The organism is Thalassovita sp. (assembly GCF_034670005.1).
In the GTDB taxonomy this organism is placed as follows: Bacteria; Pseudomonadota; Alphaproteobacteria; order Rhodobacterales; family Rhodobacteraceae; genus Thalassobius.
Genome location: NZ_JAXMOH010000003.1, coordinates 137,574 through 160,922 on the forward strand (window position 1 = coordinate 137,574; position 23,349 = coordinate 160,922).

24 protein-coding genes are annotated in these 23,349 nt (G+C 60.0%); 11 read left to right on the forward strand and 13 right to left on the reverse strand.

Annotated elements, in window-relative coordinates; genetic code table 11:
* Window positions 1-31: 31 nt before the first annotated feature.
* Window positions 32-364 (reverse strand): DUF5665 domain-containing protein, encoded by a 333-nt coding sequence (locus VOI23_RS08160; protein WP_323783976.1) that lies wholly within the window; start codon window positions 362-364, stop codon window positions 32-34.
* On the reverse strand, window positions 361-876 hold the full coding sequence (locus VOI23_RS08165; protein WP_323783978.1) for a DUF1643 domain-containing protein: 516 nt from the start codon (window positions 874-876) through the stop codon (window positions 361-363). Before VOI23_RS08165 ends, VOI23_RS08160 begins: the two co-directional genes overlap by 4 nt.
* A 385-nt stretch (window positions 877-1,261) precedes the next feature.
* Between VOI23_RS08165 and VOI23_RS08170 the strand changes: the two genes are divergently transcribed.
* Window positions 1,262-2,188, forward strand: a complete 927-nt coding sequence (locus VOI23_RS08170) for a calcium-binding protein (protein ID WP_323783980.1) — start codon at window positions 1,262-1,264, stop codon at window positions 2,186-2,188.
* A 72-nt stretch (window positions 2,189-2,260) separates the two neighbouring features.
* Here the strand turns inward: VOI23_RS08170 and VOI23_RS08175 are convergent, their stop codons facing one another.
* The 7 genes from VOI23_RS08175 to VOI23_RS08205 all read right to left on the reverse strand — a co-directional run bounded on the left by VOI23_RS08175 (window position 2,261) and on the right by VOI23_RS08205 (window position 10,986).
* The gene (locus VOI23_RS08175; protein ID WP_323783982.1) at window positions 2,261-3,574 is read right to left on the reverse strand and encodes a pitrilysin family protein; all 1,314 of its coding nucleotides are present in this window, start codon (window positions 3,572-3,574) and stop codon (window positions 2,261-2,263) included.
* A complete protein-coding gene (locus tag VOI23_RS08180; RefSeq protein WP_323783984.1) occupies window positions 3,571-4,905 on the reverse strand; it encodes a pitrilysin family protein in 1,335 nt (444 codons plus the stop codon). The genes VOI23_RS08175 and VOI23_RS08180 overlap by 4 nt, the downstream gene beginning before the upstream one ends.
* Window positions 4,906-5,125: 220 nt before the next feature.
* Window positions 5,126-5,647 (reverse strand): DUF3035 domain-containing protein, encoded by a 522-nt coding sequence (locus tag VOI23_RS08185; protein WP_323783986.1) that lies wholly within the window; start codon window positions 5,645-5,647, stop codon window positions 5,126-5,128.
* Window positions 5,648-5,699: 52 nt separating this feature from the next.
* Window positions 5,700-6,170 carry a signal peptidase II gene (gene lspA, locus VOI23_RS08190; RefSeq protein ID WP_323783989.1) on the reverse strand — a complete coding sequence of 157 codons (471 nt, stop codon included), beginning with the start codon at window positions 6,168-6,170 and terminating at the stop codon, window positions 5,700-5,702.
* Between the two features lie 101 nt (window positions 6,171-6,271).
* The gene (gene purH, locus VOI23_RS08195) at window positions 6,272-7,861 is read right to left on the reverse strand and encodes a bifunctional phosphoribosylaminoimidazolecarboxamide formyltransferase/IMP cyclohydrolase (protein WP_323783990.1); all 1,590 of its coding nucleotides are present in this window, start codon (window positions 7,859-7,861) and stop codon (window positions 6,272-6,274) included.
* A 20-nt stretch (window positions 7,862-7,881) separates the two neighbouring features.
* Window positions 7,882-9,615 (reverse strand): heparinase II/III family protein, encoded by a 1,734-nt coding sequence (locus VOI23_RS08200; RefSeq protein WP_323783992.1) that lies wholly within the window; start codon window positions 9,613-9,615, stop codon window positions 7,882-7,884.
* 102 nt (window positions 9,616-9,717) lie between these two features.
* Complete coding sequence (locus VOI23_RS08205; RefSeq protein WP_323783994.1) at window positions 9,718-10,986, reverse strand: RsmB/NOP family class I SAM-dependent RNA methyltransferase; 1,269 nt, start codon at window positions 10,984-10,986, stop codon at window positions 9,718-9,720.
* Window positions 10,987-11,051: 65 nt separating this feature from the next.
* Here VOI23_RS08205 and VOI23_RS08210 point away from each other — a divergent pair, with 65 nt between their 5' ends.
* Window positions 11,052-11,234, forward strand: coding sequence for a DUF1674 domain-containing protein (locus tag VOI23_RS08210; RefSeq protein ID WP_323783996.1), 183 nt, complete (start codon window positions 11,052-11,054; stop codon window positions 11,232-11,234).
* Window positions 11,235-11,307: 73 nt separating this feature from the next.
* On the opposite strand, the gene VOI23_RS08215 is transcribed toward VOI23_RS08210, so the two are convergent.
* The 3 genes from VOI23_RS08215 to dapB all read right to left on the reverse strand — a co-directional run bounded on the left by VOI23_RS08215 (window position 11,308) and on the right by dapB (window position 13,583).
* Entirely contained in the window at window positions 11,308-12,072 is a 765-nt protein-coding gene (locus VOI23_RS08215; RefSeq protein WP_323783998.1) for a hypothetical protein, read from the reverse strand.
* 279 nt (window positions 12,073-12,351) lie between these two features.
* Entirely contained in the window at window positions 12,352-12,705 is a 354-nt protein-coding gene (locus tag VOI23_RS08220) for a hypothetical protein (RefSeq protein WP_323784000.1), read from the reverse strand.
* Window positions 12,706-12,773: 68 nt separating this feature from the next.
* On the reverse strand, window positions 12,774-13,583 hold the full coding sequence (gene dapB / locus VOI23_RS08225; protein WP_323784002.1) for a 4-hydroxy-tetrahydrodipicolinate reductase: 810 nt from the start codon (window positions 13,581-13,583) through the stop codon (window positions 12,774-12,776).
* 86 nt (window positions 13,584-13,669) lie between these two features.
* Here dapB and rbfA point away from each other — a divergent pair, with 86 nt between their 5' ends.
* The 9 genes from rbfA to VOI23_RS08270 all read left to right on the forward strand — a co-directional run bounded on the left by rbfA (window position 13,670) and on the right by VOI23_RS08270 (window position 22,781).
* Complete coding sequence (gene rbfA / locus VOI23_RS08230) at window positions 13,670-14,068, forward strand: 30S ribosome-binding factor RbfA (RefSeq protein ID WP_323784004.1); 399 nt, start codon at window positions 13,670-13,672, stop codon at window positions 14,066-14,068.
* Window positions 14,065-14,820 (forward strand): phosphodiester glycosidase family protein, encoded by a 756-nt coding sequence (locus VOI23_RS08235; RefSeq protein ID WP_323784006.1) that lies wholly within the window; start codon window positions 14,065-14,067, stop codon window positions 14,818-14,820. Before rbfA ends, VOI23_RS08235 begins: the two co-directional genes overlap by 4 nt.
* A gap of 62 nt (window positions 14,821-14,882) precedes the next feature.
* Window positions 14,883-15,791 (forward strand): tRNA pseudouridine(55) synthase TruB, encoded by a 909-nt coding sequence (gene truB / locus VOI23_RS08240; protein WP_323784008.1) that lies wholly within the window; start codon window positions 14,883-14,885, stop codon window positions 15,789-15,791.
* A 105-nt stretch (window positions 15,792-15,896) separates the two neighbouring features.
* Window positions 15,897-16,373: an SsrA-binding protein SmpB gene (gene smpB / locus VOI23_RS08245; RefSeq protein ID WP_323784009.1), complete on the forward strand. Its 477-nt coding sequence runs from the start codon at window positions 15,897-15,899 to the stop codon at window positions 16,371-16,373.
* Window positions 16,374-16,532: 159 nt separating this feature from the next.
* Window positions 16,533-17,390 (forward strand): 3-mercaptopyruvate sulfurtransferase, encoded by an 858-nt coding sequence (gene sseA, locus VOI23_RS08250; protein WP_323784011.1) that lies wholly within the window; start codon window positions 16,533-16,535, stop codon window positions 17,388-17,390.
* 3 nt (window positions 17,391-17,393) lie between these two features.
* A complete protein-coding gene (locus tag VOI23_RS08255; RefSeq protein ID WP_323784013.1) occupies window positions 17,394-18,578 on the forward strand; it encodes an amino acid aminotransferase in 1,185 nt (394 codons plus the stop codon).
* A 148-nt stretch (window positions 18,579-18,726) separates the two neighbouring features.
* Window positions 18,727-19,320 carry a 2-dehydro-3-deoxygalactonokinase gene (locus tag VOI23_RS08260; protein WP_323784015.1) on the forward strand — a complete coding sequence of 198 codons (594 nt, stop codon included), beginning with the start codon at window positions 18,727-18,729 and terminating at the stop codon, window positions 19,318-19,320.
* Window positions 19,321-19,381: 61 nt separating this feature from the next.
* Window positions 19,382-20,401, forward strand: a complete 1,020-nt coding sequence (deoC, locus tag VOI23_RS08265; protein WP_323784017.1) for a deoxyribose-phosphate aldolase — start codon at window positions 19,382-19,384, stop codon at window positions 20,399-20,401.
* Window positions 20,402-20,438: 37 nt separating this feature from the next.
* Window positions 20,439-22,781 (forward strand): aldehyde dehydrogenase family protein, encoded by a 2,343-nt coding sequence (locus VOI23_RS08270; RefSeq protein WP_323784018.1) that lies wholly within the window; start codon window positions 20,439-20,441, stop codon window positions 22,779-22,781.
* A 56-nt stretch (window positions 22,782-22,837) separates the two neighbouring features.
* Here the strand turns inward: VOI23_RS08270 and uraH are convergent, their stop codons facing one another.
* Window positions 22,838-23,197, reverse strand: coding sequence for a hydroxyisourate hydrolase (uraH, locus tag VOI23_RS08275; protein WP_323784019.1), 360 nt, complete (start codon window positions 23,195-23,197; stop codon window positions 22,838-22,840).
* Window positions 23,198-23,349 lie beyond the last annotated feature (152 nt).

A 23,349-nucleotide genomic window follows, 5' to 3' on the forward strand; every position in this document is an offset into this window, starting at 1 on the left:
GCAGGAAAGGGTTGGTCAAAACCTATCGGATCTACTGGTTAACGTTCGAACCATTCCCTGTAGCGCGTTCGAATTCGCTGGCCAGCATCGCCATCCAGTCGCCGATAATCGGCAAGAATTCGAATTGCGATAGCCACCAGGTGAGGATGGATACCAGCAAAGAGGCCCCCAGAATCGATCCCAATCCGAAGGCCAAGCCACGGGCGAATTGCATCAGGATCAGCCGGTACATCGAATTTTGCACAGTTATGAATTTGTGACTGTTCAATTTTTTGACCTCAAGGGTCAGTTGCTGGATCGCAGCTGTCGCCTCTTTCTGATCGCTTTGGTTGTTTTGATCGGATGTGTCGGGCGTTTGGGTCACGACGGGATATCCCATAATTGCGGCTGTTGACGATAGGCGATGTAGAGAGGGTGCCTCGGATGGCCGGCCTTGGTCAGGCCAAGATGGTAAACCGGATGCCCCTGTTCGCGTAGCAAACTCGCTACATATGTGCCGCGGCCCCTATGGTCGCCATGGCTGCCCCAACCGGCAATGATCTGATCTGCCCAGTCACAGCTTTCGGTGAGGATGCGATCGTTTTCAGGCCCGATCGGGTATTTCGCGGCACGCAAATGTTTGGGATCGGTGTCGCGCCAGGCAAAGATATTGGTGACCGCGAAGGCCCCGAACCCAAGCGTCCGGGCGCGGCGTTCGCAGCGTTCCACGGTGGGATCGTTCTGAATTTCTGTTGCGGTTGACGGGTTCAGCATGATGAAAAGAGCCTTGCGTCCCGCCGGGTCCCAGATCCGGGTCAGCCGATAGCGATATCGTTCGCAATCGGAATAGAGGGCGGTCGACTGAGCGTCGCCTTTTTGAAAATCGCGCGAAATCATACACCCTGTTTGACCGGATTTGCCGGGTTTGCGCAACAACCATGGTCTGGACGGTCCTGGGTTTGACAGAAAAAGGGGGTGCGACCTGGTTTTCAACGGTGCCAGCGGGAATCAGCAGGACACAACATCGCGCGATGGGGGAGTAACGATAGGTGACGGCATAAGGTCGAGCCGTCGTGATGCTGGCTGAGTGGTCTGATTTTCCCTGAAACCCCAGAGATTATGCCCTGAATCCACGACCCTTGTACCGGTCGGGAGGCGGCAAGCCGGACTTTGGTCCTGTTGGATTTCCGGCTTTCGTCGTCAGTTAGATGACTCAGGTCGACTCGAAAGTAGTGGTACAACATGTCCTAAGTTGAAACGTATGTATGCTTGAGGTTCTACCATGTCTTTCCTTTTGATGCTCGGTACTCTGTTGGTTGGGTCTTTCGCTCTGGTCGATGGTGCGGGCGACAGCGGCGACGAAGACATGATGGCATCTAGCCACGAAGACGAGATGATCGAGGACGAGCAGGACATCATGCTCGACGTTTCGCTATTCGAAGAAGAAGCGCCCGAGGAAGAGCTGGTCGAGGATGTGCAGGTCGTCGCTGCGGAAGCGGTAGCAGAACAGGTTGCGGATGAGCCGATTGAAGAGGGCGAATGGCTGACTGGTGGCAATGGGTCTGATGACCTGACCGGCACCAATGGCGATGACAGCATCTTTGGCGGTGAAGGTGCCGACACGATCGAAGGGGGCGCTGGCGATGACGCGCTGTTCAGCGGCAATGACGAAAGCTTCGGCGACGACTGGAACCATTATCCCGGTGATCTGACCCGTGTGGATGACGCTGGCGACGTTTTGAATGGCGGCGCGGGCAATGATGAGTTGTGGATGGGTCAGGGCACCGTGGCCACCGGTGGCGAAGGGGACGATCTGTTCCATGCCTTTGGTGCGACCTACCCGCAGGGCGCAGACGCCTCCGAGATCACCGATTTTACCGCCGGAGAAGACCAGTTGGAAATCGATTTCCCGGTGCATGAAGGTTACTACACCGAAGACTTCACCACCGAAGACGCGGTCAACGGTTTGCTGAGCACCTATGACGAGGAGACCGACACCACCACGATCGAAATCGATGGCGAAGATGTTGTGACCCTGAACGGCGATCAGACCAGCCTGAGCATTGCCTTTCATGACACCGTGAGCGGTTCCGGCGCGCCGGTCTGGATGGATGTCGAGGGCAATTCGATGAGCGCAGAAGACGGCGAAGCCGCCGATATCATCCTCTGCGCCCGCGCTCTGCAGGACGTGATCGGTGAATTGTCCTAAGACAGCGGCGCAACGTCCCTGAATATTCTGGTCCGGTTACACGGGTTTTACGTGGCCCCTCAATCGACTGGTTCAGTCAGTCGCGGCCAAACCTTCGGGCTGTCCTACCACGACGAAGCTCAGATGTTCGGGATCGAGCAACCGCTTCGCCACCCGGTTCACATCGTCAAGCGTTACCGCATTCACCATGTCGTTCCGAGTGGCGATATAGTCGATCGGCATATCGCTCATCTGCATTGCAACCATGATATTGGCGATGGCGGAATTGCTGTCGAAACGCAGCGGATAGACCCCGGTCAGGTAGGTTTTTGAATCGTCGAGTTCCTGCTGGGTCACTCCGTTTTCGGCCAGCCGGACCCATTCATCGCGGATTACCTGCACAGCCTGTGCAATCCGGTCATTGGCCGACGCCACCGATCCCATCCACAGCTTGGCCTGATCCTTGTCGGCCAGGAAACTGTAAATACCATAGGTCAGCCCGCGTTTTTCCCGTACTTCCTGCATCAGGCGGCTTTCGAATGACCCACCACCCAGAATGTTGTCCAACACGAAAGCAGCAAAGAAATCCGGGTCTTCACGGTCGATGCCCTTCTGACCGAAAATCGCTACCGATTGTGGCGTGTCGAACGGCACCACCTTGACCCCGCCGGGGAAATTCAGCATCGCTGCTCCGACCAGAGGCGCCCCTTTTTCGGGAAGTTCGGCCAACAGGCCATCCATCAAAGTGGCAAGCTCGTCCGCGTCGATGTCCCCCACCGCCGAGATAAAGACCCGGTCCTTGGCCAGCGCCGACTGATGCGCCGCGATCAGATCGTCGCGGGTCAACGCAGCAACGCTTTCCAAGGTGCCACTTTGCGGCTGACCATAGGGATGGTCACCAAAGACCATCGTTTGGAATGCGCGGCTGGCAATATCACGGGGGCTTTTCAGATCCGACTTGATGTTGGACAAAACCTGTGTGCGCACGCGTTCGACCGCATCAGGATCGAAACGGGGATGGATTAATGCATCGCGCAGCAGTGTCATCGTCTGATCGCGGTTTTCGGTCAGGAACCGTGCCGACACAGATACCGCGTCATCGCTCAGGTTGAAACCGAAACTGGTGGCCAACGATTCGGTGGCACGCGCGAAGGCGCGGGCATCCATATCCCCGGCGCCTTCTTCCAGCAGGCCAACCATCAGATTGGTCGCACCTTTCTTGCCTGGCAGGTCCAGCGACGCCCCACCCTTGAAGCGGATTTCCAGCGACACAAAGGGAATGGAATGGTTTTCCACCAGCCAGGCGTTGAACCCCCCCTTGGAAGTCACGGCCTGAATGTCGACAGCGGCTGCGGCGGGCAAAGCAGTGAACACCGCGAAAATCAAAGCGATCAGACGTAGGGTCATTGGGTCACCTCTTCGGTCGTCATCCAGCCGGTGACGGATTGGCGCCGGTCCAAAACTTCCCTGGCGGCGGCCATGATGTCATCGGCACTGACTGCCTGCAAAATATCGGGCCAGTCCTGCACATCCCCGACCGTCAAGCCCTGCGTCAACGCGCGCCCATAGCGATTTGCCAGTCCCTGAACATCGTCGCGGGCATAGATTTCCGAAGCGCGAATCTGGGTCTTTATCCGTTCAAGCTGTTCCGGGTCGATGCCGGTCTTCAGAAACTCGGCCAGGGTCTTATCCATCGCATCTTCGGCTTGTTGCAATGTCACGCCGGGGGCTGGAACCACGACCAGATCAAAGGTTGTGTCATCCAGCGACGTGCCTTTGTAAAATGAGCCGACATAGACCGCTGTCTTGCTTTCGAATTGCAATTTTTCGGCCAATACGGACGTCTGGCCGCCACCCAGAACCTCGGCCAGCAGAGTCAGAGCCGCAGCTTTTTCCTGTGCGCCGTGATCGCGTTCGGGCGCCAGATAGGACCGGCTGACATACGGTTGTGCCACCCGCGCATCGCGATAAATCAGTCGCCGTTCGGCGGTCTGCGGCGGTTCCTGGCTTCGATAGCGCGTTTTCGGCAGATCGGGATTGGCGGGGATCGCACCGTAATATTTATCGGCCAGGGTTCTGACTTCGTCCGGGGCCACATCACCAGCTACAACCAGGATGGCATTATTGGGGGAATAGTAGGTGCCGTAGAAAGACAACGCATCTTCAAGGCTCAGGTCTTCCATTTCGTGGCGCCAGCCGATCACCGGCACGCCATAACGATGATTGAGATATTGCACTGCCGATTTCTGTTCCCGGAACAACGCTGAAGGATTGTTTTCGGTGCGCATGTTGCGTTCTTCCAGAATCACATCGCGTTCGGTGGCAATGTCCTTTTCGGTCAATCGCAGATTAACCATCCGGTCGCTTTCCATCTGCATCATAAGTTCCAGCCGGTCGGCGGCGACGCGTTGATGATAGGCAGTGTAGTCATAGCTGGTGAAAGCATTGTCACGGCCGCCATTCTTGGCGACGGTGGCGGAAAATTCACCCGGTGCCAGCTTGTCGGTGCCTTTGAACAGAAGGTGTTCCAGGAAATGCGCCACCCCGGATTGCCCGATTGGTTCATCCGCCGACCCGGCCCGGTACCAAACCATCTGAACGACGACAGGTGCGCGGTGGTCTTCGATGACCACTACCTCCATTCCGTTGTCCAGTTTGAAATTGCTGACTTGATCGTCAGCTAAGGCCGGTAAACTGGCCGCGATGAATGCGGCAAATCCTAAAACGAAACGGATCATGGCGGTTCTCCTGTCGATCAACGGCAAGATACGCGCTCATCGGGGGGCTGCAAGGGCGGTTACGAGGATGTGAAGTGGTTGGTTCCGATTTGTGAAGCGCGGCCATCGGCGGTCATCCCCGCGATGTGGGCTTTTTCACCCGATATTTCGGCTCGAAGCATTCCTGCGCACCGGGTTCCACAACGCGGCGCGATTGGTAATTTTTTTGTTTGGCCGGTGCTTAGCGGTCGTAGGGCGGTGCAGTGGGGGTGGCGACGCCACGACGGCGCCACGAGTCCTGCTCCGCATGGGCGTTTAGCTTTTGTCGCTCATAGGCTTGGGCATAGCGGTCGACCTTGACGATGCGAATCTTGGTGAAACGCGACTTGCGGCGGCGGAAATCTTCGTCTTCTGCAGCGAGCGTTTCGCGGATATCGGACGGTACGCCTTTGCGGCTTGAATGATTGACCAAGGCACTATCGGCGGCCGGAATACCCGCCCCCGGTTGCCGGGCAGATGCGCGTCCGCCAAGCGCCGCGATGCCATCTCCAAGCGGATCCTGATCGGTCAGGTTGCTACCGCCCGGTGTTGGTGCCGGTAGGGCCGTGTAATCTTTCGGGGCCTGCAATTCCTTGCCTGGAAGGATTGAGAACTCATCTGGTCCATCGGTGAAAGAGCGCAGATCGCGCAGGGAAATATCCCGTTCCTCCCCCGAACAGGCCGCCAGGACCAGACCTGCGATCAACAACCACGCGCGCGGCATTGCCACCCTCCAGAAACATCCGAACCCGTCTTAGCCGATTGTTTCGGCCCCGTCACGCGGCCTTTTTTGTTCCGCCCCAAAGAACCAGCCCAAAAGCGCCGATGAAGATAGCGATATCGGCCACATTAAAAGCGTAGGGGTTGGAAATGCCACAGCAGGACATGTTGATGAAATCGGCGACGGCACCGTATAGCAGGCGGTCTACCACATTGCCCAAGGCACCGCCGATCAGCAGGCCCGCAGAAACCAGCCCGATCCGACCGGGCCGGTCCCGACCTACCCACCAAAGCACGGCCATGCAGATAATCAGCGCCAATGCGATCAGGCCCCAACGGACCAGATTGGAACTTTGCGAAAACAGCCCGAAATTGACGCCGTAATTCCACGCCATACGCAGGTTCAGAAACGGGGGAAAAATGTCTAGTTCCCCGCGCAGACGCAGATTCAGCATATGCACGACTATATATTTACTGGCCTGATCGGCCAGAAAGGTCCAGAACCCTGCCCAGAACACGGTGATCATCTGCTCGTCCTCGATGCCGGGCGCTGTGGCGCCTCTTTTTTTGGCGGTTTCAGGCGAGTTTAGCACAGACACGCCAGAAACCATTGCTTTTTCTTTACGATTCAATGACGGAAATGCCGCATGCCGGTCAAGACCATTGCCAGGCCCGCTTCGTCGGCGGCCGCGATCACCTCGTCGTCGCGCATCGACCCGCCCGGCTGGATGACGCAGGACGCGCCGGCGGCAGCCGCTTCCAGCAGGCCGTCGGCGAAGGGGAAGAACGCGTCGGAGGCCACGGCCGACCCCTTGGTAAGCGGCTCGGCCAAGCCCAGGGCCTCGGCCATGCGTTCGGCCTTCTTGGCGGCGATCAGTGCCGAATCGACCCTGCTCATCTGGCCCGCGCCGACGCCGACTGTGGCACCATCCTTGACGTAGACGATGGCATTCGACTTGACGTGCTTGGCGACTTTCCAGGCGAACAGCAGGTCTTTCATCTGTTCATCGGTCGGCGCGATCTTGGTCACCACCTTCAGGTCGTCCATGCCGATGAAACCGTTGTCGCGGTCCTGCACCAACATACCGCCCGACACCTGGCGATAGGTCAGGCCGGGGGCCGAAGTATCGGCCAGTTCCGGTGTAATCAGCAGGCGCAGGTTCTTTTTCTTGGCAAAGATTTCCTGCGCCGCCTCATCCGCGCCCGGCGCAATGACGACTTCGGTGAAGATCTCGGTGATCTTGGTCGCGGTGGCCGCATCCAACGGTTGGTTCAGCGCCACGATGCCACCGAAAGCCGAGGTGCGGTCGCAGTCGAAGGCGTTGGAATAGGCGTCTTCCAGCGTTGCGCCACGGGCCACGCCGCAAGGGTTGGCGTGTTTGATGATGGCGCAGGCCGGGCCGTCCTGGGCCGCGAATTCCGACACCAGTTCGAACGCCGCGTCGGTGTCGTTGATGTTGTTGTAGCTCAGTTCCTTGCCCTGCAACTGCTTGGCCACGGCAACACCGGGGCGGTTCGACCCGTCGGTGTAGAAGGCCGCCTTCTGATGCGAGTTTTCGCCATAGCGCAGCGATTGCGCGAAAGTGCCGGCAAAAACGCGGCGGCGCGGGGTTTCTTCGCCGATCGCATTGGCCATCCAGGTGCTGACGGCAGCGTCGTAAGCGCCGGTGCGGGCATAGGCGATCTGCGCCAGCTTCTGCCGGAAGGCGCGGGAGGTCTGGCCGTCATTGGCGTCCAGCTCGGCCAGCAGCGCGTCGTAATCCTCGACATCCACAACGGTGGTGACGAAACCGTGGTTTTTGGCTGCGGCGCGGATCATCGCCGGACCGCCGATATCGATGTTTTCGATGCAGGTGTCGTAATCGGCACCCTTGGCCACGGTTTCCTCGAACGGGTAGAGGTTCACCACCAGCAGGTCGATGCCGCCAATGCCGTGTTCGTCCATCGCGGCGACGTGATCCGCGTTGTCGCGTAGCGCCAGCAGACCGCCATGCACCTTGGGGTGCAGCGTCTTGACCCGGCCGTCCATCATTTCGGGGAAACCGGTGACCTCGGCCACATCCTTGACCTCCAGCCCCGCCTCGCGCATTGCCTTGGCGCTGCCGCCGGTGGAGAGCAGTTCCACCCCGCGGTCGGACAAGGCTTTGGCCAGCGCGATCAGGCCGGTTTTGTCGGATACGGAAATCAGCGCGCGGCGCACGGGGTATAGGTCGGTCATAGGGCAGCTCTCTGCTTGGTTCAGGTCAGGTCCGGCTCGTCCCGGTTCAGGTCGCGGATGCTGATTGGCGTGTCTTGCGCTTTGGCAAGCGACCACCGGGTGCGCGTCGCATAATCCATTGCGCGACCGGATAAAACGATTTGTTTGGTCGCACGGGGTCGTAAACGGCCTTTTTCCAGATAAACCGACGGCTCCAGCGCCATATTCATCTTGGCGTCGTGCCGGAACACCCATAATTCGCCGCTTTTCAGCGCCAGCGAAATCGCCGCCCCGCCCATGTCGATGGTGGCATCGACCTCGGGGTGCAGATGAAACCGAACCTGAAACGGCACGCCTTGCAGCTGCGACCGCGTCATTGCCTTGTCGAACTTTTGCCGCGCTGCCGGTTCAATGGCGACCAGCAGGTCTTCGCCGACCACGCCGCGTCCGTCGAATGTCAATTCCAGCGTACGGGCATGGGTCAACCCGTGGGTTTTGACATAGCCGTCTTGTCCGCCCTCAAAACGCACCCCGTCCGAGGCCTGAGACAATTGCACCGGTACGTTTCTCGGTACGTCGACCAACATGTCGGTTTTCGCTGTGCTGGCCCCGAAGCGTGAACTGGAGTAGCCCTCGATGGATAGGGTGGAATGGCTGGGCGTAGCGCGTCCGGCCCGGCGCCATTCGGCCCCGAATACCGCACCTGATCCGCAATTGACCACCAGTGGACGACGGCCCGAAGTGAGCTCGAACGCCAGGGTCGAGGCATGGGCGTTGCCCGACGCCCTGGCTCCGGGCGGCGCGGCGGCGTCGATGATGATGCTGGTGCGCCCGGCGCTGAGCCTTGCATAACCCATCGCAAGGCCGTCGAAATGCCGGTCCTTTACCCCCGAGGCCGCCAGCGCCGCGTCAAGTCGTCCTTCGATGCCGCGCCCGCCGCCATGAAAACGCGCCAACCCACCATCTGCATGGCGCAGTGTGCGCAGGGTCGGCGCGATCCGTTCTATCGCGGCGGCGTGTTCCCGCCCGACCCGATGGTCGGTTTCCAGCAAGGCCGCCGCAGTCCATGTCAGCAGGGTGAAGACTTCCAGTAGCTCTTCTGGATTGCGGGTCGGGATGCCGCCCTGATCGTCCACTTGGGTCCGGCATTCCCTTTCCAGGGCTTTAACGGCCGGGGACACGTGTTTTTCCATGCCTTCCAGCGCCAGTCCGGCATAGATCAGCCCGGTCAGCGCCTCGAACCGGGGCAGGCCCGAGGTCGCCTTGTGCCAGCGCCGGTTAAGGAAAATCGTCTGATGCGCCAGTGACCGGTAAAACGCTTCGGAGGCGTCCTTATCCTGACCACGCAGCACGAACAGGGCGTGGTGAATCCAGCGGATGATGCGGCGACCGGTCAGGTCGGGCGTCCAACCCGGACCTTTGCCAGTGCCGTAACGGTCAATCCATGACCACAGCCAGTCGGAAGCCAGGTCGCGGGTTTGCGGATCGCCCACGGCGGCCAGATCGTCAAGCCAGACAAAGCCGTGGGTTTCTGCCTCGAACATCGTATCGGGGGCGTCGATATCCCAAAGCCGCACTCCCTTGGCTTCGATCAGATGGCCGGCGAACAAGTAATTTCCTGCCAGCAATTGCCGCCCCCGGGCGAAGGACCCGATGGTGCGTGGTTCCGGTTGGCTGACGAATCCAGTGGCAGGGCGCGCAAGGCTGCTCCACCGCGCATGCAGGTGGTGCATCCAGCGCGCAGTACGCGCCGATAAACCTTTGCGATGGGACATCAGCTCTGCCTCTTGCGCTCTGACGGCGGAATTGGCGCGAGGATAACCCGCAACATGGCATCTGTCACCGATGAAAACCGGGACGGCGGGAATTCAGCCCGGTTAGGTTGTCAGGCAGGCCATATAGAACCCGTCCATCCCGCCCTGTTCGGCCCAGTAATCGGGGCGCAGGCGTAACCCGCCTTCTTCTGTAATCCAGTCCGGATCGACGCCGGGCAAGTCCAGCCTGCTGCGGTCGATTTTCAGATCGGGATGGCGGGACAATGCGTCTTCGGCCTGGCATTCGCCTTCGTCCGGCAGCAGCGAACAGGTACAGAAAACCAACCGTCCGCCCGGTTTCAGCAAGGTCAGAGCATGATCGATCATCTGTTCCTGCAAATCGATCAGGGCACCGAATTCCGACCCGTCTTTGGCCAGCGGCAGATCAGGATGACGCCGGATCGTGCCGGTGGCCGAACAAGGCGCATCAAGCAAGATCGCGTCGTACCGGCCCTGGTGATCCAGCGCGTCGCCGGTGATCAGCCGGGCCTGTAACCCGGTGCGGGTCAGATTTTCCGCCACCCGGGCAATCCGTGATTCCGACAGGTCAATCGCGGTCACATCGGCCCCGGTCGCGGCCAGTTGCATGGTCTTGCCACCCGGTGCGGCGCACATGTCGAGAACGATTTCGCCGGGTTGCGCATTCAGCACCTTGGCAGGCAGGGCGGCGGCGGCATCCTGTACCCACCAGTCCCCGGCATCAAATCCCGGCAAGGCCGAAACCTGACCGGCCTGCTGCAACCGCACCGATCCGGTCGGCAACAGGGTGCCGCCGGTGGCTGCCGCCACTGCTTCGGCGTCACTCTTGGCGGTCAGATCCAGCGGTGCACCGTTGAAATGGGCCTGTTCGAACCCCGCTACCACATCGCCGCTATAGGCCATCACCAAAGGATCGCGCAGCCATTTTGGCAGCCTTGGCGCGCGCAAATGGGTCCAAGCTTCGGGCCCGGTCGCCGCGATCTTGCGCAGTACCGCATTGACCATGCCCTTCATCGGTTGGGTGCGCTTGTCCTGGGCGGTCAGGTTAACCGCCTCATTGACCACGCCGTGGGCATCGCCACCCTGACACAGTTCCACAGTGGCCAGCCGCAGGACGTTGCGCACACTTAGCGGCGGATTCTTTCGCAGGTGTTTCTGCAACAGCCGGTCGGCCCGTTCCAGCCCACGCATCGTTTCCAATGCCAGCCGCTGCGCCCGCGCCCGGTCGGCTGGGTCCAGCCCCTGTAAAACTCCCTGTCCCAGCAGTTCGGACATCAACCGGTTTTCGCCCAGCACCTCGTTCAACAGGGTCAGGGCGGCACTACGGGCGGTTTGTTTGGGCTGGGGCGACATGGGTCTCTTTGCTCTTTTAGGATGGGGGCGTATATCAAGGGGCGACGCCAAGAGGAAGAGACGCAATGAGCGAGACCCGCAAAGACCTGCCCGCCGCCGCCATCCGTGCGCTGGCCGAGGCCGAGGAACGCCGCAAGAAAGCCGAAGCCGAGGCGAAAAACATGCCCAAGGAATTGGGCGGGCGCGACGGCCCGGAACCGGTGCGCTATGGCGATTGGGAAAAGAAGGGCATCGCAATCGATTTTTGAGGTTGGGGTGGCTGAAACCAGAGGTCTGGAAGGTGAGCGAAGCTGGCTTCTGCACAGCCGCATGTCTGTTGGATCAGTCCAGCGCTCGCAATTTGCGGTGTCGCTGCGTCTCCATCGCCCAATAGGCAATCGCCATCAGTACGAGAACAGCGATGACGCTGATCACGTACCAGTTCGCCAGCCTGCCGCCATCGAAATCTTGCGGATTCATAAAGGCGGCCACAAGGAAAAGCGCATGCCAAAGGGCGATGCTTTCTACGCCGACGCGCCAAGCGCTCCAGCGCGATTCGAACGAGATATAGATGTTCGCAACGGCAAGCAAAGCTCCCCAACCGGACAATAGCCGGGCCGTGAGATCGGAAAGCGGCCATGGCCAGAACGCTATTAACGCGCCGGGACGGATGAAGCCCGCGACGACAATCGCCGCCATCGCCAAGCCAAACAACCGCACCGCGATACGGAACGCATGGGCAACCTCGACATCCCCGGGTTCGGGCAGGCGAGGGTCGGTCCCACGATTGTAGAGCCATAGCGCCGGAACAAGTACCGGCGTCACCAAGTATAGGCCAAGCCAAAGCTGAAATGGCAGGTCATCGATAGAATAGCGGTTCCAGTGCAGGAAAGTCACAAGCAACATGCTGATCGTGAAGGCAGTAACCGGGGGAAAGCCCAAAGCCACGCGATGCCAGCATTTCCCGAAGAGGACATGCGCAAAAAGATATGCCCCACCAAGATATCCCGCCCCGACATAGGCCGCCATCACGGATGGCGTGATTTTATAGGCGAACCTCTCGCCTGATTCCTCTGGGAAAAAGAATAAGATCAGGAAAGCCAGCAAAAGGAATGGAATTATTACAGCCGCGACTATTCGGGTCAGCACATAGATCCGGTCGTTCCGTGACGCGTTCATGGTCGCTGCCTCCCGGCATCTTTCAGCCTAGCCGCAGCATACACCTAGCACAAATCTGATTCATTCCCAAAAGGTGTTAGCGCCTTATGGCTTGGCGACGCTAAACGAACGTCTCTGACCCGCTGAATCGTCAGTTCCCCATTCTGATACCGCGTTCATCGCCCCTGCAAACAGGAGGAAAACAAAGCGTTACGGTCAACAGGCGCATCAGTCCAGAATATATTCCTCGATCTGACCTTCGCCCTTGTCGGGGATGAACAGGACTCTGTCCGCGCCGATCCGGACCTTGACGCAGGTTTCCCCTTTGTCGGTGGTGCCCCAGAATACCCGCTTGCACAGCTTTTTATCTTGCCAATACCAGTTGCCAAGAACCGGACGACCCCAGGCGCGGCCCTTGATCTGGCCCAGAGTGTCGAACCTGATCCAGACAAGGAATTGGCGCAGTTTCCGGCCTTCGATCATCTGCAGAAAGCTGTCGCGGTCGTTTAGTGCGCTGAAGCCTGATGCGAATGTTGGCAGGGTGCACAGAAGCGCGACAAGAAGGGCGGAAGTACGTATCATGGGCCTTACGTGAATTGAGCGACGTCACGGCGGGGCTTGCAAGCCCCGTGCCGACTGCGGCTCACCCCTTATAGGCCCAGCACATCCATCATGTTATATTCGCCCGGACCCTTGGTCTGTCCCCAAAGCGCCGCCTTCAGCGCACCACGCGCAAAGATGGCCCGGTCGGTGGCAATGTGGCGCAGCACAATGCGTTCACCGGCTGCTGCGAACAGCACGTCGTGTTCGCCGACAATATCGCCACCGCGAATCGCACTGAACCCGATATGGCCCTGTTCACGTGCGCCGGTGATGCCGTCGCGGCCGCGGTCGGCAACGTTTTCCAATGATACGCCACGGCCTTCTGCGGCGGCTTCGCCCAGCATCAGTGCGGTGCCCGACGGTGCGTCGACCTTCTTGTTATGATGCGCCTCGATCACCTCGATATCGAAATCTTCGTCCAGTGCGGCGGCGACGGTTTTGGTCAGTTGGACCAACAGGTTCACACCCAGTGACATGTTCCCTGCTCGGATCACTGTCGCGTGGCGGGCGGCCGCGTTGATTTTCTTCAGGTCTTCATCGCTTAATCCGGTGGTGCCGATTACATGTACCGCTCGGGCCTGTGCGGCGAGGGCTGCAAATTCCACTGTTGCCGCCGGCGAGGTGAAGTCGATCACTGCCTGAGCATGAGCGAAAAGCTCCAGCGGATCGTCGCTGACTGCTACGCCAACTGCGCCGCCGCCCATGCATTCGCCCACGTCATGGCCGATCCAGTCATGGCCGGGGCGTTCCACCACACCCACCAGCCGGGCCTTGGCGCTGTCCTGCACGGTCTTGATCAGCATCTGGCCCATCCGGCCCGATGCTCCTGTAATCACGATCCCCGGCAAATTGGTCATGGCTCCGCTCCGATAACTGCTTTGCGCCTGCATAGCGAAGCATTGCCCGCTTGGCAAAGGGAGGCGGAAGGCTTAAGTGCGGGGACATGGCAAAAGGTAACTATTCTCATGGGGGCGGCCCCAGCACACGACAACTCAGGGTCGGGGAACTGATCCGCCGGACGATGTCCGATGTGTTGATGCGCGGCGATATCCACGATCCCGACCTCAACCGCATGTCGATCACAGTGGGCGAGGTGCGCACGTCGCCCGACCTGCGGGTGGCGACATGTTTCGTGCTGCCGCTTGGCGGCAAGAACGGCGACGAGGCGATCAAGGCGCTGGCGCGCAACCAATGGGAACTGCGCCGGATCATTGGCCGCAAATGCGGGCTGAAACACGCGCCCGAACTGCGGTTTCTGCTGGATGACACTTTTGATCGGATGGATGAAACCCGCCGTCTGCTCGACCGCGAGGACGTGCGCCGCGATCTGGACAAGGAATGATCACGGCCCGGGTATTCCCGGCTCTGTCGGTTGCACTGTCCTTGTTCGGCTCTGTCGTTGGCGCAGTCGATTGCCAGAATGTGAATTTTGACGGCCATTCCTACACGATCTGCGAAGCTGATCCCGCGCGTGAAGAACTGCGGTTGTTCCTGCGCGACGACGAAGGCCAAATACTGGGGATGTTCAACCGGGTTGAGGCAGCCTTGGAGCAAAATGACGAAACGCTGCTCTTTGCGATGAATGCAGGGATGTATCATCCCGACCGGCAGCCCGTCGGCCATTATCTGGAAAACGGCGTTCAGCAGCAGGCGGTGATCGAAGGTGCCAGCCCGGGTAATTTTGGACTGCTTCCAAATGGCGTGTTTTGTATCGGTTCCAAAGTGGCGCGAGTTTACGAAACGTATCGCTATCTGACGGACCATCCCGATTGTCTTTTCGCTACCCAATCGGGTCCGATGCTGGTCATTGACGGCGCATTGCATGCTCGGTTCCTGATCGACAGTACATCGCGCTATATCCGCAACGGGGTTGGCACGACAGATTCCGGGGACCGCGCGGTGTTTGCGATTTCCAATGAACGGGTCACTTTCCACGAATTCGGACGGCTGTTTCGCGATGGGCTGAAATTGCCTCAGGCGCTTTATTTCGACGGGAAAGTGTCGCGAATCTATGCGCCAACGCTGCAGCGCAATGATCCGGGCCTGCCGCTGGGTCCTATTGTCGGAATCGTTGCGCCGCGTCAGGCAGAGTAAAATTGACAGGCTGGCGGCCATGAGTTAGGCCGCCCGCCCATTGCATCAGTTCAGGACACATCATGGCGCGCAGACGTAAGGGACGGGATATTTCGGGTTGGCTGGTTATTGACAAACCCGCCGGGGTGACCTCATCCGCCGTGGTAAACAAGGTGCGCTGGGCGCTGAACGCCAACAAGGCGGGTCATGCCGGTACTCTGGACCCCGAAGCCACCGGGGTGCTGGCCATAGCCTTGGGCGAAGCCACCAAGACCGTGCCTTACATCACCGACGCGCTGAAAGCCTATCGGTTTACCGTGCGCTTGGGGCAGGCCACCAATACCGACGATGCCGAGGGTGAAGTGATTGCGTCCAACGACATGCGCCCTACGGATGACGACATCAAAGAGGCGCTGAGCGGTTTTCTGGGCGACATCATGCAGGTGCCGCCGAAGTTCTCGGCGGTAAAAATCGACGGCCAGCGCGCTTATAAACTGGCGCGCGCGGACGAGGAGTTCGAAATTGCTGCCCGGCCCTTGTGGGTTGAAGAACTGACATTGACCGATCGCCCCGATGCCGATCATGTCGAATTGGAAATGGTCTGTGGCAAGGGCGGCTATGTTCGTGCCATCGCCCGCGATCTGGGCGAAAAACTTGGCTGTTATGGTCACGTTCAGCGGCTGCGCCGGATCTGGTCGGGTCCGTTTGATGCAGAGGACGGTCTTACCTGGGACCAGTTGGAAGCGATGGCCCGCACGCCCGAACTGGACGACTACCTGCGTCCGGTGGAACAGGGGCTGGCAGATCTGCCCGAGGTTAAGGCCACCGCTGAAGGCGCGACGCGGATGCGCAACGGCAATCCCGGCATGGTGATCGCTCATGACGTTGAATTTGGCGAAGAATGCTGGGCCTCTTTTGATGGCGAGGCCGTGGCAGTCGGCGTTTACAAGGCAGGCGAACTGCATCCAAGCAGGGTCTTTGTAAAAGCCTGAAGCGCGATTTCATCCAATGGTGCGGCGGGCTTGGTTTTCACGCCAATTGCACCTAAATACAGCCTTCAGATGGACAGGCAGGGCAAGGCCCGATAGACAACTCCAATGGCGCAAACAAAGTCAGACCCCAATTACAAAGTCATCGCCGAAAATCGGCGGGCACGGTATGATTATGCCATCGAAGAAGACATCGAATGCGGCATCATTCTGCAAGGCTCCGAGGTCAAATCCCTACGCGAAAACTCTGCCAATATCGCCGAAAGCTATGCCAATGTTGAAGATGGCGAGCTGTGGCTGATCAATTCCTATATCGCGCCATACGAACCGGCTCGAACCTGGGGGCACGAGGAACGCCGTCGGCGCAAGTTGCTGGTTTCAAAGAAACAGCTGGCCAAAATGTGGAGCGCGACGCAGCGCAAGGGTATGACGCTGGTTCCTCTGGTGCTGTATTTCAACCACAGAGGGTTGGTGAAGCTGAAGATCGGGATCGCCAAGGGTAAGAAATCGCACGACAAGCGCGATACCGAGGCCAAGCGCGATTGGGGTCGCCAGAAACAAAGGCTGTTGCGCCAAGGGGGATAGGCTACCGGTCGTCCCGTGCTTACCGACACTAGGAAAGCCGACGGTACAGCCCGTTTTTCGCAAAATGACGCGTCGGGGTGGATTTCCGGTCGGTGCCCGCTCTTGTCAGCTTGGCCGCCGCATTGTAGGCAAACAGGTGAGTTATCTAAGGGGGCCCTCATGGCAATTGACGATCCCAAGACACTGGTTTCAACCGACTGGCTGGCGGCGCATCTGAAAGATCCGGATCTGCGCATTCTGGACGCGAGCACGCCTTTCGTCGGCGAAACGCGCGACACCCGGGCGGAATATGAAATGGCCCATATTCCCAACGCGCGGTTTTTCCATATCGATGAAATCAGCGATCACCGCTCCGAGCTGCCGCATATGGTGCCGCCGGTGGAAAAGTTCATGAGCCGGTTGCGCGCCATGGGCGTCGGCGATGGTCATCAGGTGGTGGTCTACGATTCCGCAGGGATCTATTCCGCCGCCCGTGTCTGGTGGTTGTTCCGGCTAATGGGGCAGGACAATATCGCGGTGCTGGACGGCGGGCTGAAGAAATGGATCGCCGAAGGACGCGAGGTCGAAGATTTGCCGCCGATCGTACGCGACCGCCACATGACTGTGCGGCGCCAAGCCCATATGGTTAAGGATGTGACCCAGGTTTCCTCGGCCTCAAAGCTGGGCGATTATGAAATCGTGGATGCGCGTTCGGCTGAACGGTTTCGGGGCGATGTCGACGAACCCCGTGCCGGGCTGCGCCGTGGTCATATTCCGGGATCGAAGAACGTCCCGTTTACAGAACTTCTGCAATCCGACGGCACAATGAAGCCACGCGATGCGATCCGCGCCGTGTTCGACGCCGCCAATGTCGATCTGGGCAAGCCTGTCATCACCACCTGCGGCACCGGCGTGACTGCCGCCATCCTTTGCCTTGCGCTGGAACGGATGGGAAAAACCGATCACGCGCTTTATGACGGGTCCTGGACCGAATGGGGCGCTTTCCCCACCTTGCCTGTCGCCACTGGAGAATCTTAAGACATGTTCAGCAATCTGAAAGAACAACCCGGAGACAAAATCCTTGCGCTGATGCAGCTCTACAAGGACGATCCGCGGCCGCAAAAAATCGATCTGGGCGTCGGCGTTTACAAGAATGCCGAGGGTGTCACCCCGGTGATGCGTGCCGTGAAGGCCGCTGAAAAACAGCTTTGGGAAACCCAGGAAACCAAGTCTTATGTCGGTCTGGCCGGTGATCCGGCCTTTGCCGATGCGATGATCAGCCTTGTGCTGGGCGATACGGTGGCGCGCGAAAACGTTGCTGCTGCAGCGACACCGGGGGGCACCGGGGCGTGCCGTCAAGCTTTTGAGATGGTCCGCATGGCCAATCCGGACGCGCGTATCTTTGTGTCGAATCCGACATGGCCGAACCATATCAGCATCCTGAAGTTCATGAAGATGCCGATGGTCGAATACCGCTATTTCGACAGCGATACCGGCGGCATCGATTTCGAAGGCATGATGGAAGATCTGGCGCAGGCCAAGCCGGGCGATGTGGTGTTGCTGCATGGCTGCTGCCACAATCCGACCGGCGCCAACCTGAACCTGATTCAATGGCAGATGGTGGTTGACGCGCTGTTGAAAACCGGCGCAACCCCGATGATCGACATTGCCTATCAGGGCTTTGGCGACGGGCTGGAAGAAGACGCGGCCGCCACCCGGTTGGTGGCCTCCAGCGTGCCGGAATGCCTGATCGCGGCCAGTTGTTCGAAGAATTTCGGCGTCTACCGGGAACGCACCGGCATCCTGATGGCGGTGGCACAGGACAAGGGCCTGCGCGGTCTGACCCAGGGGACGCTGAATTACCTCAACCGTCAGAACTATTCCTTCCCGCCCGACCACGGCGCGCGGGTGGTCACGATGATCCTGCAGGACCCCGAGCTGCGCGCTGACTGGGCGGCAGAGCTGGAACAGGTCCGGCTGTCAATGCTGGGCCTGCGCGAACAGTTGGCCGGTGAATTGCAACGGCTGTCCGGATCGGATCGTTTTGCCTTCCTTGCGCAGCATCGCGGTATGTTTTCGCGCCTCGGAACCACGCCGGAAATGGTTGACAAGCTTCGCGAGGAACATGCGATTTACATGGTCGGGGATTCCCGCCTGAACATCGCCGGGCTGAATAAGGATTCCGTACCGGTTCTGGCCAAGGCGATCATCGACTGCGGCATCTAAGCCGGTGCAAGGAGATTGGGGGCGCTGCCCCCGTCGCCCGATGGGCAACTCCCCCGGAGTATTTTTGCCAAGATGAAACACTGACAGGGTGGATTTGGCGGGTGGGGTGATCGTCCCGCCCGGACGGAAACAAAAGGGCGGGATCGGCATGGCGCGGCGGAAAGGCATCGGCACGGAAACGGTTCCGGCCCGGTTATTGCCCGATTTTGGCGATCTGAAAGATCTGGAGCAGAGCGCGCCTATAGGGCTGTTGCCTGCTGCGGAGCGTTTGCTATTGATCGGACTGATCCGGCAGCATGAAAACTGGGACGGTGTGGCCTGTGTGATCGGGGCCGAGCGCAGCCATTGGGTGCAGATCAGTGCCAATGAAGCGGTGAGTTTTCAAAGTTTCCTGACGTTGCGGTTGGCGGCCATTCTGGCACCTGACGCTGCACGGGTGGATGCCGAGGCGGCAGATGACAGCCTGTCGCGGCCCGAACGGTTGGCGACACAGCTAAGTTCCGCCGATCTGTCGGGTGACGGCCCGGCGATCCTTGGGCATCTGATTGGGGCCGAACTGGCTGCGGCCCGTCCCTATTGGCTGGGCCAGCGCGTGGCGCTGATCGGGGCGGAGCGCTGGGTCGGGGCATATCGCACGGCGCTGGCGCGCCAGGGTGTACAGATCGACGGCTTCGATCCGGACGAATTGGCCGAGGCAGGACGGACCGCGCTGCGGCGCCGCGACGGAAAAGACGACGTCTGAGAGCACAGCCCGCTTGCCAAGTTGGGCGCGCCGTGTAACTTTTTGACCAATTGGCCGAAAAATGTCCCCTTTAGTCCTCAGGGAGGATCCGGTGCAGAGCGAAACTGAGACCGCGTTTGCGCAATTGCCGCAAGTGACAGAGCCACGCAATCCCGGCATGGCGCTGGATCTGGATTGGGTGATGCGGGCGCAGGCCAACACATCAGCCATCGAACGGCGCGCGGCGAGCTTGCCGGGACGGCGGTCGGTCAAGAAAGAGTATCAGGCGGCGTGGCTGCTGAAGGCGATCACCTGCATCGACCTGACCACGCTGGCGGGCGACGACACCGAAGGCCGGGTGGCCCGGCTCTGCGCCAAGGCGCGCCAGCCGGTGCGACCAGATATCCTTGATGCGCTTGGCGTGTCCGGCATCACCACCGGCGCGGTCTGTGTCTATCACGACATGATTGCGCCCGCCGTGGCCGCGCTGGCGGGCAGCCGCGTTCCGGTCGCCGCCGTGTCCACCGGGTTTCCCGCCGGATTATCACCGTTCAACCTGCGGGTGGCCGAAATAGGTGAAAGCGTGAAAGCGGGGGCCGAGGAAATCGACATCGTGATTTCGCGCCGCCACGTGCTGACCGGCAACTGGCAGGCGCTTTACGACGAGGTCAAAACCTTCCGCGCGGCCTGCGGCGAGGCGCATCTGAAGACGATCCTCGCCACCGGCGAACTGGGCAGCTTGCGCAACGTGGCGCGCGCTTCGCTGATCTGCATGATGGCGGGGGCGGATTTCATCAAGACCTCGACCGGCAAAGAAAGCGTCAACGCCACCCTGCCGGTATCGCTGGTGATGATCCGCGCGATCCGCGACTATTATGAACGCACTGGGTATCGCGTCGGCTACAAGCCCGCGGGCGGGATTTCCAAGGCCAAGGATGCGCTGACATACCTGGCGCTGATCAAGGAGGAACTGGGCGACCGCTGGCTGCAGCCGGACCTGTTCCGCTTTGGTGCCTCGTCGCTGCTGGGCGATATCGAGCGGCAGCTGGAACATCACGTCACCGGGGCCTATTCGGCCAGCTATCGCCACGCAATGGGGTAAGGTGCCCGGCATGGGCGCCGATTGAGGAGCTTTCCTTATGAACGTTAAAGAGATCTTCGAAACCATGGAGTACGGCCCCGCCCCCGAAAGCGCCGCCGAGGCGCTGGCTTGGCTGATCGATCAGGGCGACCGGTTCGGCCATTTCATCGACGGTGAATTCACCGAAGCCGGCGAAGGGTTCACTTCCAAGAACCCTGCCACCGGGGAGGTTCTGGCGACGCTGACACAGGCCACGCAGGCCGATGTCGACGCCGCCGTCGCCGCCGCCCGCAAGGCGCAGCCGAAGTGGGAAAGGCTGGGCGGGCATGGAAGGGCCAAGCACTTGTATGCGATCGCGCGGCTGTTGCAGAAACATGCGCGGCTGTTCGCGGTGCTGGAAACGCTGGACAATGGCAAGCCGATCCGGGAATCGCGCGATATCGACGTGCCGCTGGTGCAGCGTCATTTCTATTTCCACGCAGGCATGGCGCAGCTGATGGAATCCGAACTGCCCGACCGCGAGGCGTTGGGCGTCTGCGGCCAGATCATCCCGTGGAATTTCCCGCTGTTGATGCTGGCATGGAAAGTGGCGCCTGCATTGGCAATGGGCAACACGGTGGTTTTGAAACCGGCCGAATATACCTCGCTGACCGCGCTGCTGTTCGCCGATATCTGCCGCAAGGCGGGGCTGCCCAAGGGCGTGGTCAACATCGTCACCGGTGACGGCGCAGTGGGAGAAATGATCGTAGGTCATCCGGGCATCGACAAGATCGCCTTTACCGGATCGACGGAGGTAGGTCGGAAAATCCGTACCGCGACAGCAGGCAGCGGTAAGGCCCTGACGCTGGAGCTGGGCGGCAAGTCACCCTATATCGTGTTCGACGACGCCGATATGGATTCTGCCATCGAAGGTCTGGTCGATGCGATCTGGTTCAATCAGGGGCAGGTCTGCTGTGCCGGGTCGCGGCTGCTGGTGCAGGAAGGTATTGCAGGCCGGTTCCATGATAAGCTGAAGGCGCGGATGGACAAGCTGCGCATCGGTAACCCGCTCGATAAATGCATCGATATGGGGGCGCTGGCGGATCCGGTACAGGTGCAGACCGTGCGCGACATGGTCGAGAACTGCGAAGATGGCGAAATCCACCGGGTGAACGCGCAACTGCCCGCCGAGGGATGTTATTATCCGCCGACCCTGATCACTGGGTTGGAACCGTCGCACAGGTTGATGCAGGAAGAAATCTTTGGTCCGGTTCTGGTCTCGACGACTTTCCGGACACCGGCCGAGGCGGTGGCGCTGGCCAATAACAGCCGCTACGGGTTGGCCGCCACGGTCTGGACCGAGAATGTGAACTTGGCGCTGGATATCGCGCCGAAACTGGCGGCGGGCGTGGTTTGGGTCAACGCGACCAACCTGTTTGACGCGGCTGCCGGGTTCGGCGGGGTTCGCGAAAGCGGCTATGGCCGCGAAGGCGGATGGGAGGGGCTGCAGGCCTATACCAGGCCCAGGGGCAAAGCCAAGCCGATCAAGCAAGTTCTGCCGCATTCCGGCGACCGGATTGATGCGGAAAAGGTTGACCGTACCGCCAAGCTTTATATTGGCGGCAAACAGGCGCGTCCCGATGGTGGCTATAGCCGTGACATCTGGTCAAAGGCAGGCAAACATATGGGCGAGGCGCCGATCGCCGGTCGCAAGGACGTGCGCAATGCCGTCGAAGCTGCGCGCGGGGCTGCCGGATGGGCCAAGACGAGCGGTCATCTGCGCGCACAAATCCTGTATTATATCGCCGAGAACCTATCGGCCCGTGCCGAGGAGTTCGCCCATCGTATCGACGCCGCCCCGGGAGGCCACGGCGCGAAAGAGGTCGAGACCTGCATTCAGCGCCTGTTCACCTATGCCGCCTGGGCCGATAAATTCGACGGGCAGGTGAAGGGCGTGCCGATCCGCGGTGTCGCCCTGTCGATGCGCGAACCCGTCGGCGTGATCGGCGCGATCTGCCCGGATGAAGCACCGCTGCTGGGGCTGATTTCGCTGATGGCCCCGGCGATCGCGATGGGTAATCGCGTGGTGTTGGCCGCAAGCGAAGCGATGCCTTTGGCAGCAACCGATTTCTATCAGGTGCTCGAAACTTCCGACGTGCCCGGCGGCGTGGTCAATATCCTTACCGGAAGCCATGAAGAGCTCGCCAAGACGATGGCGCAGCATATGGATGTCGATGCTGTCTGGAGTTTTTCATCGTCCGATATCTCGGGCCCGATCGAGCGCGAAAGCGCGGGCAACCTGAAGCGGACCTGGGTTAATAACGGGATGGCGCGGGACTGGATGTCGTCGCAGGGCGAAGGCCGGGTGTTTCTGGATGCCGCGACCGAGGTCAAAACGATCTGGGTTCCTTATGGCGAATAATCTGCCGGTAGGTGTCGCGTCGCGGTTCGCTTCGCTCGGGCATTGAGGCCGGGCGCTTAGCTGCCGCGATAGGTGCTCATGCCGAACGGCGAAATCAGTAGCGGCACATGATAATGCGCCGTGCTGTCGGAAATCCCGAAGCGAATCGGAACCACATCCAGAAAACGGGGGCTTTCCAATGGCACACCAGAGGCATCCAGATAGTCCCCGGCCTGAAACACCAACTCGTAAACCCCGGTTGCGAATTCTTCCTTGGGCAGGATCGGACTGTCGGTGCGGCCGTCCTCGTTCGTAACCATCTGCGCCAGAAGCGACCGGGTTTCGCCTTCGATCCGATAGAGCGAAATCGCCAGATTCGACGCCGGGCACCCTTTGGCGGTGTCCAACACATGGGTGGTCAGATAGCCTTGGGACATTGAAATGCTCCTTTTTAAGGCATGCAGCGGGTAAGGTGCCGGAAGCATAGGCGCAACCGGTCCGGGAACGCACGTCTGAAAGTGTTTCAAAATATTTTTGAAAGAAGCAAGCAGCCCAGATGGCGTAGAACAAGAAAAGTCATGGAAAGTTT

What these genes read in the sequence shown, in the direction of transcription:
- VOI23_RS08185 (WP_323783986.1), bottom strand. Translation starts at nt 5,647, where the DNA reads ATGCCGCGCGCGTGGTTGTTGATCGCAGGTCTGGTCCTGGCGGCCTGT.
- dapB (WP_323784002.1), bottom strand. Translation starts at nt 13,583, where the DNA reads ATGACCAATTTGCCGGGGATCGTGATTACAGGAGCATCGGGCCGGATG.
- deoC (WP_323784017.1), top strand. Translation starts at nt 19,382, where the DNA reads ATGTCCCCTTTAGTCCTCAGGGAGGATCCGGTGCAGAGCGAAACTGAG.
- sseA (WP_323784011.1), top strand. Translation starts at nt 16,533, where the DNA reads ATGGCAATTGACGATCCCAAGACACTGGTTTCAACCGACTGGCTGGCG.
- VOI23_RS08220 (WP_323784000.1), bottom strand. Translation starts at nt 12,705, where the DNA reads ATGATACGTACTTCCGCCCTTCTTGTCGCGCTTCTGTGCACCCTGCCA.
- VOI23_RS08255 (WP_323784013.1), top strand. Translation starts at nt 17,394, where the DNA reads ATGTTCAGCAATCTGAAAGAACAACCCGGAGACAAAATCCTTGCGCTG.
- lspA (WP_323783989.1), bottom strand. Translation starts at nt 6,170, where the DNA reads ATGATCACCGTGTTCTGGGCAGGGTTCTGGACCTTTCTGGCCGATCAG.
- VOI23_RS08180 (WP_323783984.1), bottom strand. Translation starts at nt 4,905, where the DNA reads ATGATCCGTTTCGTTTTAGGATTTGCCGCATTCATCGCGGCCAGTTTA.
- VOI23_RS08235 (WP_323784006.1), top strand. Translation starts at nt 14,065, where the DNA reads ATGATCACGGCCCGGGTATTCCCGGCTCTGTCGGTTGCACTGTCCTTG.
- purH (WP_323783990.1), bottom strand. Translation starts at nt 7,861, where the DNA reads ATGACCGACCTATACCCCGTGCGCCGCGCGCTGATTTCCGTATCCGAC.
- uraH (WP_323784019.1), bottom strand. Translation starts at nt 23,197, where the DNA reads ATGTCCCAAGGCTATCTGACCACCCATGTGTTGGACACCGCCAAAGGG.
- VOI23_RS08270 (WP_323784018.1), top strand. Translation starts at nt 20,439, where the DNA reads ATGAACGTTAAAGAGATCTTCGAAACCATGGAGTACGGCCCCGCCCCC.
- VOI23_RS08175 (WP_323783982.1), bottom strand. Translation starts at nt 3,574, where the DNA reads ATGACCCTACGTCTGATCGCTTTGATTTTCGCGGTGTTCACTGCTTTG.
- smpB (WP_323784009.1), top strand. Translation starts at nt 15,897, where the DNA reads ATGGCGCAAACAAAGTCAGACCCCAATTACAAAGTCATCGCCGAAAAT.
- truB (WP_323784008.1), top strand. Translation starts at nt 14,883, where the DNA reads ATGGCGCGCAGACGTAAGGGACGGGATATTTCGGGTTGGCTGGTTATT.
- VOI23_RS08200 (WP_323783992.1), bottom strand. Translation starts at nt 9,615, where the DNA reads ATGTCCCATCGCAAAGGTTTATCGGCGCGTACTGCGCGCTGGATGCAC.
- VOI23_RS08205 (WP_323783994.1), bottom strand. Translation starts at nt 10,986, where the DNA reads ATGTCGCCCCAGCCCAAACAAACCGCCCGTAGTGCCGCCCTGACCCTG.
- VOI23_RS08210 (WP_323783996.1), top strand. Translation starts at nt 11,052, where the DNA reads ATGAGCGAGACCCGCAAAGACCTGCCCGCCGCCGCCATCCGTGCGCTG.
- rbfA (WP_323784004.1), top strand. Translation starts at nt 13,670, where the DNA reads ATGGCAAAAGGTAACTATTCTCATGGGGGCGGCCCCAGCACACGACAA.
- VOI23_RS08260 (WP_323784015.1), top strand. Translation starts at nt 18,727, where the DNA reads ATGGCGCGGCGGAAAGGCATCGGCACGGAAACGGTTCCGGCCCGGTTA.
- VOI23_RS08170 (WP_323783980.1), top strand. Translation starts at nt 1,262, where the DNA reads ATGTCTTTCCTTTTGATGCTCGGTACTCTGTTGGTTGGGTCTTTCGCT.
- VOI23_RS08165 (WP_323783978.1), bottom strand. Translation starts at nt 876, where the DNA reads ATGATTTCGCGCGATTTTCAAAAAGGCGACGCTCAGTCGACCGCCCTC.